7 protein-coding genes are annotated in these 10,516 nt (G+C 51.3%); 4 read left to right on the top strand and 3 right to left on the bottom strand.

All coding sequences use genetic code 11. From position 1 onward, the window contains the following. Window positions 1-135: 135 nt before the first annotated feature. From atpD to HY774_05750, 3 genes are all read right to left on the bottom strand, one after another. Window positions 136-1,572 (bottom strand): F0F1 ATP synthase subunit beta, encoded by a 1,437-nt coding sequence (gene atpD / locus HY774_05760; GenBank protein ID MBI4747973.1) that lies wholly within the window; start codon window positions 1,570-1,572, stop codon window positions 136-138. Window positions 1,573-1,693: 121 nt separating this feature from the next. Then, window positions 1,694-2,701, bottom strand: coding sequence for a serine/threonine protein kinase (locus HY774_05755; GenBank protein MBI4747972.1), 1,008 nt, complete (start codon window positions 2,699-2,701; stop codon window positions 1,694-1,696). A gap of 371 nt (window positions 2,702-3,072) precedes the next feature. Further along, complete coding sequence (locus HY774_05750) at window positions 3,073-4,002, bottom strand: LD-carboxypeptidase (protein ID MBI4747971.1); 930 nt, start codon at window positions 4,000-4,002, stop codon at window positions 3,073-3,075. Between the two features lie 588 nt (window positions 4,003-4,590). Between HY774_05750 and HY774_05745 the strand changes: the two genes are divergently transcribed. The 4 genes from HY774_05745 (at window position 4,591) to HY774_05730 (ending at window position 10,258) form a co-directional block, all read left to right on the top strand. Continuing rightward, entirely contained in the window at window positions 4,591-5,490 is a 900-nt protein-coding gene (locus tag HY774_05745; protein MBI4747970.1) for a hypothetical protein, read from the top strand. 40 nt (window positions 5,491-5,530) lie between these two features. After that, window positions 5,531-7,240: an acyl-CoA dehydrogenase family protein gene (locus tag HY774_05740; GenBank protein MBI4747969.1), complete on the top strand. Its 1,710-nt coding sequence runs from the start codon at window positions 5,531-5,533 to the stop codon at window positions 7,238-7,240. A 253-nt stretch (window positions 7,241-7,493) separates the two neighbouring features. Continuing rightward, complete coding sequence (locus tag HY774_05735; GenBank protein MBI4747968.1) at window positions 7,494-8,420, top strand: bifunctional 5,10-methylenetetrahydrofolate dehydrogenase/5,10-methenyltetrahydrofolate cyclohydrolase; 927 nt, start codon at window positions 7,494-7,496, stop codon at window positions 8,418-8,420. A gap of 104 nt (window positions 8,421-8,524) precedes the next feature. Next, entirely contained in the window at window positions 8,525-10,258 is a 1,734-nt protein-coding gene (locus HY774_05730; GenBank protein MBI4747967.1) for a DUF885 domain-containing protein, read from the top strand. Window positions 10,259-10,516: the final 258 nt, after the last annotated feature.

Genomic DNA, 10,516 nt, shown 5'->3' with positions numbered 1-10,516 from the left:
TGACTACTGACTACTGACTACTGACTACTGACTACTGACTACTGACTACTGACTACTGACTACTGACTACTGACTACTGACTACTGACTACTGACTACTGACTACTGACTACTGACTACTGACTCAAAGCTTGTCTTACATGTTCTTTGCTCGTTCGACCACTTCGTCAATCGTGCCGACCAGATAGAACGCCTGTTCCGGCAGATCGTCGTGTTTGCCGTCGAGGATTTCCTTGAAACTGCGGATTGTGTCGGCCAGTTTCACATAGGCACCCTTGATGCCGGTGAACTGTTCGGCCACGTGGAAGGGCTGCGACAGGAATTTCTGGAGTTTCCGGGCGCGGGCCACCGTGAGTCGGTCTTCTTCAGAGAGTTCGTCAATTCCGAGAATGGCGATGATGTCCTGCAGTTCCTTATAGCGCTGCAACACACGCTTGACGCCTTCCGCCACCGCATAGTGTTCCTGGCCGAGAATACGTGGGTCGAGGATGCGCGATGATGAGTCGAGCGGATCCACCGCCGGATAGATCCCGAGTTCGGCAATCTGACGCGAAAGCACGGTTTTGGCGTCAAGGTGCGAGAAGGTCGTGGCTGGTGCCGGGTCGGTCAAGTCGTCAGCCGGCACATACACGGCCTGCACCGAGGTAATTGACCCGTTCTTGGTCGAGGTGATGCGTTCTTGCAATTCACCCATTTCAGTGGCCAGCGTCGGCTGATATCCCACGGCGGAAGGCATACGGCCAAGGAGCGCCGATACTTCTGAACCCGCCTGGGTAAAGCGGAAAATGTTGTCAATAAAGAGCAGCACGTCCTGGTTCATTTCATCGCGGAAATATTCGGCGACTGACAGACCCGAGAGCGCCACGCGAGCACGGGCTCCGGGCGGTTCGGTCATCTGACCATAGATGAGTGCCACTTTCGAGTTTTCAATTTTATCGAAGTCAATGACCTTGGATTCCTTCATTTCTTCCCAGAGGTCGTTTCCTTCGCGGGTTCGCTCGCCGACTCCGGCAAACACCGAATATCCGCCGTGGCCCTTGGCGATGTTGTTGATGAGTTCCATGATGAGCACGGTTTTACCCACGCCCGCCCCGCCGAACAGCCCGATTTTTCCACCCTTCACAAACGGCTGGATCAGGTCAATGACCTTAATGCCGGTTTCGAGCATCACGGATTCAGTGGATTGTTGTTCAAACGACGGTGCTGGACGGTGAATCGGGTAGCGCTTGGTGTGAGGCACTTTGCCCAGTTTATCCACCGGCTCACCGATGACATTGAGCACCCGGCCCAGGGTGCCTTTGCCGACCGGCACTGAAATCTGGTCGCCAGTGTCAACGGCTTTCATACCGCGCACGATGCCTTCGGTCGGCAGCATCGACACACAGCGGACACGGCCTTCACCCAGGTGTTGCTGAACTTCGAGAATGATATCAATGGGTTCGGGCACCTCAAACCCGTCACTCGTGACCCGCAGGGCCTGATACACGGGTGGCAGGTAGTTGTTTCCAAACTCAACGTCAATCACAGGTCCGATGACCTGTGTGACACTCCCAATTTGATTGCTTGCACTCATGGCGCGGAAGACTCCTTACAAGATGGAAAAATAATTGCAGATTGGTTGATGAATGATAGACGAAAAGGTACAGGTAAACTGAAAAGGGGAAACTCTAGCATAGAGATGGGAGGAGACTCAATCAGTCTGTTTCTCCAGTTGAGTTGAGTGGGAGAATTTGTCGAAGTAATTGCTTGATTGAAACCCGTCCAGAGTTGGGGTCACGTGAGAGCGGCTCTAAATCGGCTGAGCTGAGGACGACCGTCTGGGAGGCAATCGCGTCTTTGTGTTGTTCGGGTGGGGAGACTGTCCGGTAAATCTGGTCTGAGTCTGGGGTGTAGGTTTGACTGACGGCCTCAGTAAAGGCATTGGCAAAGTCGAGGGCTGAAAGGTAGCGAGCTTCGGGGGTTTTCGCCAGTGCCCGGAACGTCAGCGTTTCAATCACTGGCGGAAGATTCGGGCGACGCATTCGAAGAGACGGTGGTTCAGCCACCAGATGCCGCATCAGGATCGCGCTCGGTGGTCCATCAAATGGGGCATGACCCGTCAACATGCGATACAACATCACACCCAGACTGTAGATATCGCTTTGCGGTGTGACTTCGTCCCCCCGACATTGTTCCGGGCTCATGTACTCTGGCGTGCCAATAATGGTGCCTTCCCCTGAAACATTTGCCTCCTCATTGTCCGAGCGAAACTCCCAGCGGGGTTTGGCAATGCCAAAATCGAGTACTTTGACCAGACCCACCGAATCCTCAACCGCTTCAGTCTGGCCATCCCGGTGCAAAAAGACGTTTCCGGGCTTTATATCACGATGAACCAGCCCAACTGTGTGCGCGGCATGGATGGCCTGACACACTGGAGTAAAGATTTCAACCGCCTGGGTAAGCGAGAGCGGGCCGATTCGACACAGAAAATCAAGCAGGCTCTCACCAATCAGCAATTCCATGGTAAAGAACGTCATTCCCATGTCGGCATCGGCGATTTCAAACACTTTGATCACATTTGGGTGATCAACCAGGGACATGGCATGGGCTTCACGTCGAAACCGTTTCCGCGTGATTTGATCAGCCTCCGATACCCCGACATGGAGCACTTTGACTGCAATTTCAGTGCCTTCCAACTGATCGGTGGCACGATAGACAGACACTGTCTTCCGTGTGCTCAGGCACGCGGTTAACTGATAACGGTTATTGAAGACGCGTCCCACAAGTTCATTGGGCGAGGGAAGCATGAAAACCTGCCTCTTTGGGGTTCCGGGTTCCGGGTTCCGGGTTTTTTAAGCCGAAGTGACTGACAACCGAGAAAACACCTTACTTTACACTGGTTTGGCGGAAGAGCGAAATAGCAAAAGAAGAGCGAGTAGCGAGTAGCGAGTAGCGAGTAGCGAGTCGTCAATCTGAAAAGAGTGAAAGAGCCAGGGAGTCAATTCAGAAAAACCAGATCAAACCTTCCCCGCGACCCAGTCACCTTGTTATCTTGTCACCTAATCACTTTGTCACCTTGTCACCTTGTCATTAGTCACTTTGTCGCACTGACGGCGGCTTCCAGAAGTTCCACCTCCTGGCGGTCAGCATCAAGTTTGACCTGAATGCCCAGAGGCAACGTGCGATTTTTTATTGGGCTATGCCCTGATTGCCAGCCAAAGAGGGCTGGTACGCCGATGTCTTTGATCAGGTCAAAGCATAGATCTTCAAGCTGATAACCGGCTTCGGAGGGAAGGGTGCAGTCATACATTTCCCCAAATAAAATGCCGCGAACCTGGTCAAACATTCCCGCCAGTTTCATCTGGTGGAGCATTCGGTCGAGCCGGAACGGTCGTTCGGCCACGTCTTCCAAAAACAAAATTGAATTCCGCGTTTCAAGCTGCCAGGGTGTCCCAATCAATGCGGTGATGAGTGACAAACACCCACCAACCAGCCGTCCGGTTGCCGTACCACCGATCAAAGTTGAGGTTCCAGGTGAGGAAAATGCTCTCTCAGAGTTGGGGTAGCACAGCACTCGCTCAAATGAATCCCAATCATAGTGCGCGGGGCCTTCGGCAAAATCTTTGGTCACCATTGGACCATGAAAGGTCACCAGTTCGCAATTTTGAAGCAGAAAAAGCTGCAAGGCGGTCAGATCGCTATATCCAACCAGAATTTTCGGGTGCTTGCGAATGCGCGTTGCGTCCAGAAAAGGCAGGAGGTGCTGGCACCCATAGCCACCGCGAGCGGCAATGATGGCATCAATCCGTGGATCTTCCCAGAGTTCATAAAACTCAGTGAGTCGTCGCTCAAGCGACCCGGCCAGATACCGTTCGGCTGCCAGGATGTCTTCCCGATAGCGAGTCCGAAACCCAAGTCGTTCAAGCTCCCGTACGCCCGCCGCAAGCTGCTCAACCAGAATTGGGCTGCCGGGGGCAATAATTCCAATGGTGTGGCCGGGTTGGAGGACAGATGGTTTAAGCATATGAAAGAGAGCATCTCCAGATTCTGGTTGGCGCTGTCGGGCGAGCATTGCATGACTGCGCAGGTTTGGAATACAAACAAAACACCTGTTTACCTTTGATTCCCGAAATAAGTGGTTAGCGGTTAGTGGTTAGTATTTGGTGCTTGGTACTAAGGGAACATTAAAAAATAAGTTCCTGGGGCGTGTTCTGCCACATCCAGGGATTGGTTTTGCACCGCGAAGCGTTGCTGTTCGGATAGCCGGTCGGTTGCTCGGCTTTGCGAGCTACCACCGGAATAAGGATCAATCTCTCCCTCATTCTCCGCGCTTCGCCCGCGCCCCCGCAGGGGCGCGGGCGAAGCGCGGAACGACAAAGGGTGGCCCTGGTGACCGGTGGTAGGCCCAAAGCGGCCAACCGACCGGCTATCCGAACGGCAGCCCTCCGGGATGCTCAATCCAAATGCTGGTGTCCCAAATGAAAAGGGGAAGTTGTTTTTTTACGCCCCCTAACCCCTAACCCCTAACCACGAACCACGAACCACTTTCTTCATTTTCAATTCTTCATTCCTCATGCTGACTGTTGAACCACTTTTTGGGCTATGTAATCGAATGCAGGCTGTGTCTTCCGTGCTGTCACTGGCTGAGGACTTTAACCAGCCGGTGACGGTGATTTGGTCACTGAATCCTGAACTGAATTGTCGGTTTGACGCGTTGTTTGAGACTCCCCGTTCAGTTGTCGAAGTCCGGCAGTCACGGCGGGAACGATGGCGATACTATACCGGCCCGAGCATCAGCATTGGCACTCCCGAGTCAAATGATCCCAATTTCTTGAAAAACCTGCCTGGAAGCCGCTGGTTTTTTGATCAAAACCAGCCAGTTACCAGAGAGAACCTGATTTATCGGTGCTTGGCACCAGCCCGGTACCTTAATAAGCTGTTGTTTTATCACTATGGGTTTGACCGGGTTGTCTATGAATTTGAAATTTCAAACTTGCTCTGGAAAGAGTTTGATTTTCGAACACTTGCCGACTACCCGACACTGTACTTTCGTGCCTGGCAATTTTTTCATTCATCAAGCAGTTCGCCAGCGGCCCAGTTTCGGCTGATCCCCGAGCTTCAGGAACGGGTTGAAACCGAGGCTTCCCGGTTTGGTGCCTACACCGTGGGCCTTCATATTCGACGAACTGATCACGTCCGGGCAATTGCCAATAGCACCACGCAAAAATTTATAGTCGCCATGCAGGCTGAGATCGCTCAACATCCTTCGGCCCGTTTTTTTCTGGCAACTGATTCACCTGAAGAAGAAACCACATTGCGCCAGTTCTTTCCTGATCGCATTCTGACCTATCAAAAGCGTACGCTGGATCGAAATTCGCCGGAAGGAATTCAAGACGCCGTGGTTGATCTCTACTGCCTGGCGCGAACCCAAAAAATCCTGGGAAGCATCGGAAGTTCATTTTCGCGTACTGCTTCCCGGATTGGCGAGTGTCCATTAACAATGATTGATTGATTTCTGGGCGTACCGCAGAAGCGTCCTGGCGGGTGGACTTATGACACATTTTACTGAGTATCGAGGCATTGAAGGCATTAACTATTTTGATCAGGATCGAGGTCTTCAGCTTTTATTGCGTGACTGGTTACCTGAGGTGCTCCGGGAAGAAATTTTTGCATCGTTGCAAAACTGTGCCGGGCACGTGACAGACCACTGGTTTATGCTGGCCCAGGAAGGGAATCGGCCCGAACAGTTGCCCCGAATTGTGAATTTTGATCGGGTTGGAAACCGGGTTGATGGGATTGATTTTGGGCCGCACACTCGACAGTTGCGGCGCGACGTGGCCCAGGAAACAGGGCTGTTTACCCGAACACGCAACGATTTACACCACTTTGCCCTGATCTATTTTCTTGCGCACAACGGCGAAGCCTCACTCACGTGCCCGATTAGCTGTACCGATGGGCTCATCCGGGCCATCGTCGCTAAAGGGTCGGAATATTTAAAAGCGACTTATCTGGAGCCGTTGTGTTCGGCTCATACTCCTTTTGCGGGTGCGCAGTTTGTCACCGAACGAGTTGGCGGCTCCGACGTCGGCGCCATTGAGATGGAAGCCCGGCCCAATGAAGACGGCACCTGGTCGCTCACCGGCGATAAATGGTTTTGTTCGAATCCAGATGAATTTTTTGCCGTGGCGGCTCGCCCAACGGGTGCGCCGGCTGGAACTGACGGAGTTGCTCTGTTCATGGTGCCGCGTGTTTTACCTGATGGCACACAGAACCGAATTGTTTACCATCGGTTAAAAGACAAATTGGGAACCCGCTCACTCCCAACGGCAGAACTGGTATTTGACGGAGCCACCGGCTGGTTGATTGGTGACGCCCACGATGGCTTTAAAACCTTGATGCACTATGTGCTCAATACCTCGCGCATTCACAACGCGGTCAATGCAAGTGGTTTTTTGCGCCGGGCGTTTCTGGAAGGTCGAAATTATGCCCGTCAGCGGACTGCTTTTGGGCAGACGATTGAAAATTACCCGCTGGTCCAGGAAACACTGGTCACGCTCCTTGAACGGGTCTGGCGGTATCGGTTGCTGACCTTCAAGTTGATTTCGCTGGTAGATGAACATGGGCTTTCGCCAGCCGACACGGACCAATCCATGTGGCAGCGGTTTCTGGTCAATCTGGCCAAGTATCGAACGGCGGAAAACCTGACGGCTTCGATTCACGATGCCACCATGCTGTTTGGAGGCAATGGCATTGTCGAAGATTTCACCATATTACCACGCCTGGTACGCGATGCGATGATCATCGAAACCTGGGAAGGTGCGCATAACACACTGTGTTTGCAGATTTTACGCGACGCTGCCCGGTCAACGCTCTTTGATCGCTGGCAGGCTGAAATTCAACGTGTGCTGGATCTTTGGCCAGTTGATTTTCTAGCTCAAACCAAAGCCCGCTTCATCAGTGTGCTGGCTCAAGTCAAAGCAGTTCTGGACCAGAAAGCCAATCGAGATCGGCAGTGGGTTGCCGTGCATGCCCGTCGGATGGTGGACTCGCTCGGGAGTCTCCTCGAAGTTGCCTGGATGGTTGAACTTGCCGTAACGCATCGCGAAGCGGATGCCACCCCGGCAGTATTGGCCGCCGTGGCTGTCCGCGATGTCTTTGCGTCTGAAGACCGTTTTGAAAGCCTGCTGCCGGAAACGCTCTGGCCGCACGTGACCACACTCATTGACGAAACACCCTTTCAAATGGACGTTTCAAATATCTGAAGAATGAAGAATTGAGAATGAAGAATTGAGAATGAAAAAACCGCCTGGTGACTGTACCGATAGTGGTCTTGAAGTAAACAAAGTACAAAAAGTTCTTGAATTCAAATGATTTCTAGGGCCTGCCTGTTCGCTGATCATTCAAGAACTGCTATCGGGTCCAATACCTTCCAAAAACCAAATACATTCTTCATTCTTCATTCTTCATTCTTCATTCTCAATTCTTCATTCTCAACTCCAAAGGAGAGTTTTTTCTGTGTCTGCTCGATTGCTTGATGGAAAACTGGTTGGCCAAAAACTTAAACAGGACGCGGCTGAAAAGGCGGCTTTTTTAACCGGACGCGGGGTAAAACCTGGGTTGGCCGCTGTGCTGGTTGGCGATAATCCGGCGTCGCGAACTTATGTTGGGAGCAAAGTCAAAACCTGTGCTGAACTGGGTCTGTATTCGGAAAAAATTGTTCTGCCAGTTGAAACCAGCACGGATGAATTACTGGCGGTGGTTCGGACCTTGAACGAACGTAAAGACATCCACGGGATTTTGGTTCAACTGCCGTTGCCACCACACATTGACGCTGAAGCGATTCTCTGGGCAGTGGACCCGGCCAAAGATGTGGATGGATTTCATCCAGTCAATGCTGGGAAGCTTTTGCTGAAACAACCAGGATTTGTTGCCTGCACCCCGGCAGGCATTATTGAAATGCTCAAGTTTTATGACATCCCGATTCGCGGCAGTCGGGCGGTAGTGATTGGTCGCAGCACCATTGTCGGTCTGCCGATGTCGCTCCTGCTGTTGCATCGTGATGCCACCGTGACAATCTGCCACTCGCGCACCAAAGACTTGCCCAGGGTTGCCCAGGAAGCTGATTTGCTGATTGCGGCGATTGGGCGAACGGCATTTGTCACTGAGGAACACATTCGGTCTGGCGCGGTTGTGATTGATGTCGGGATCAATCAGGTTTCAACCGAGGCTGATGTCGCTGAATATTTTGGCGATGACCCAGCCCGGCAGGCTGATTTGGCCAAAAAAGGATACACCTTAATCGGAGACGTCCACCCACGTCATGCGATTGCGAAAGCTGCTGATTTTACACCGGTTCCAGGTGGGGTTGGCCCACTTACCATTGCTATGTTGATGCAAAACACCGTTCGCGCCGCCGAATGGATTTCAGGGATCAAGCTTTAGGTGACTGGTACTTAATGCTTGGTGCCAGGAACCAATACCTTTGAAGTCCAACGTACCAGGCACTTGGCACCGGGTCCCCGGCATTAAAAAAAAGGATTTACCAAATGAAAATGCTCTTCACCATTTTGACAATTAGCACACTCCTTACCCCCGGTTTGCTGTTTGCGGCGGGAAAATCAGAAGATGAAAAATTCGAACTCCTGGCAAATGGCTATATCGAGTCATTTCTAAAACAAAACCCTGAGACAGCTACGACCCTGGGCGATCATCAATTTGACGATAAGCTGACAGACCGGAGTCGAAGCGGGTACAAACAGCGTCTCAAGCTCAATGTTGAAACCCTCAAGTCGTTGAGCGCGATCAATCCAGCTCGCCTGAGTGCTGTTAACCGCATTGACTACAAGATTTTGCAGTCCAATGTCGAAGCTGAGATTTTTGAAATTGAAACCCTACGCGAACATGAATGGAACCCGATGCTGTACAATCCGGGTGATGCGTTGTTTTCACTGGTATCGCGTGATTTTAGTCCTCTGAAAATTCGGCTGGGGAACTTGAAAAAGCGACTTGAAGCCGTTCCTGACCTGGTTGCCAGCGCTCAATCCAATCTGCGAAATCCGCCCAAAATTTATACTGAAACCGCCATTTTACAGAACAAAGGCACCATCAGCCTGATTTCCGAGGATCTGGATTTGTTTCTTTCTCCAGCGCCGGAAATGAAAGACGAACTCCGATCAGCCCGCGAAAAGGCGGCAAAGGCGCTTGAAGAATATGGCGTCTGGCTTGAAAAAGACCTCCTGCCGAAATCAACTGGTGATTTCCGCATCGGTGACAAAAATTTTCGGGCGAAACTTCGATTCACGCTTGAATCAAATTTCACCAAAGAAGAGCTGCTGAAGCGGTGTGAAAGCGAATTGAAACAAACCCAGGAAACGATGTTTGCCACCGCCTTGCCGCTCTTTAAAAAGGCATTTCCCGAAGTGACCGATGCCAAAAAACTGGAAGATCGCAAATATGTCATTAAGTCGGTGCTGGATAAACTCGCCGAGGACCGCCCCAATAACGAAACCATCGTACCGCTGGCGACCAAACAACTGAAGGAATGCACTGAATTTGTACGCACTCAGCAATTGATGACCGTTCCGGATGAACCAGTCAAAATCATTGAAATGCCTGAATTTCAGCGCGGTGTGGCTGTGGCCTATTGCGATTCTCCTGGTGCGCTGGAAAAAAACGGGGAGACATTTTTCACCATTTCTCCAACTCCCACAGACTGGCCAGCCGCTCGGGTCACGTCATATTTCAAAGAATACAACAATTACATGACCCAAAATCTGACCATCCACGAGGCGATGCCAGGGCATTACCTGCAATTGATGCATGCCAATAAGTTCAAAGCGCCGACGATGGTCCGGGCCATTTTTTCAAGCGGCACCTTTGTCGAAGGATGGGCGACGTATGCCGAGCAATTGATGGCTGAAAAAGGGTTTGGCGGGCCATCAGTCAAAATGCAGCAACTCAAAATGCGGTTGCGGCTCATCATCAATGCCATGATTGATCAGAAAATTCACACGGCGGGGATGACTGAAAAAGAAGCAATGGACTTGATGATGAATGAAGGCTTTCAGGAGGAAGGTGAAGCGGCAGGAAAATGGCGTCGGGCCTGTTTGTCATCGTGCCAGTTGTCAACCTACTTTGTGGGAAACCTCGAAGTGAACGACATCCGCCGGGCCTATGAAGTCAAACTCGGCACGAATGCCAACCTCAAAGCCATGCACGATGAAATGCTGTCGTTTGGTTCGCCTGCTCCCAAATATGTGAAGGAGTTGATGAAACTCTGAATAGTCAGTAGTTGATAAGTCAGTAGTCAGTAGATAAAACCCGGATCGTTGAATCCGTCGAATTCTTGAAAAGAATTGCTCCTAAATAACCCAAATGGAGCTAAATACACTTGACACGAATTCCAAAATCCCAACACTCGACTACTGACTACTGACTACTGACTACTGACTACTGACTACTGACTACTGACTACTGACTACTGACTACTGACTACTGACTACTGACTACTGACTACTGACTACTGACTACTGACTACT

The organism is Acidobacteriota bacterium, from assembly GCA_016208495.1.
Classification (GTDB): domain Bacteria; phylum Acidobacteriota; class Blastocatellia; order Chloracidobacteriales; family Chloracidobacteriaceae; genus JACQXX01.
This window is presented reverse-complemented; position numbering and strand designations above follow the sequence as displayed.

Bases quoted from the DNA above. Each gene is read 5' to 3' on its own strand.
- atpD (MBI4747973.1), bottom strand. From the start codon at position 1,572: ATGAGTGCAAGCAATCAAATTGGGAGTGTCACACAGGTCATCGGACCT.
- HY774_05750 (MBI4747971.1), bottom strand. From the start codon at position 4,002: ATGCTTAAACCATCTGTCCTCCAACCCGGCCACACCATTGGAATTATT.
- HY774_05745 (MBI4747970.1), top strand. From the start codon at position 4,591: ATGCAGGCTGTGTCTTCCGTGCTGTCACTGGCTGAGGACTTTAACCAG.
- HY774_05740 (MBI4747969.1), top strand. From the start codon at position 5,531: ATGACACATTTTACTGAGTATCGAGGCATTGAAGGCATTAACTATTTT.
- HY774_05730 (MBI4747967.1), top strand. From the start codon at position 8,525: ATGAAAATGCTCTTCACCATTTTGACAATTAGCACACTCCTTACCCCC.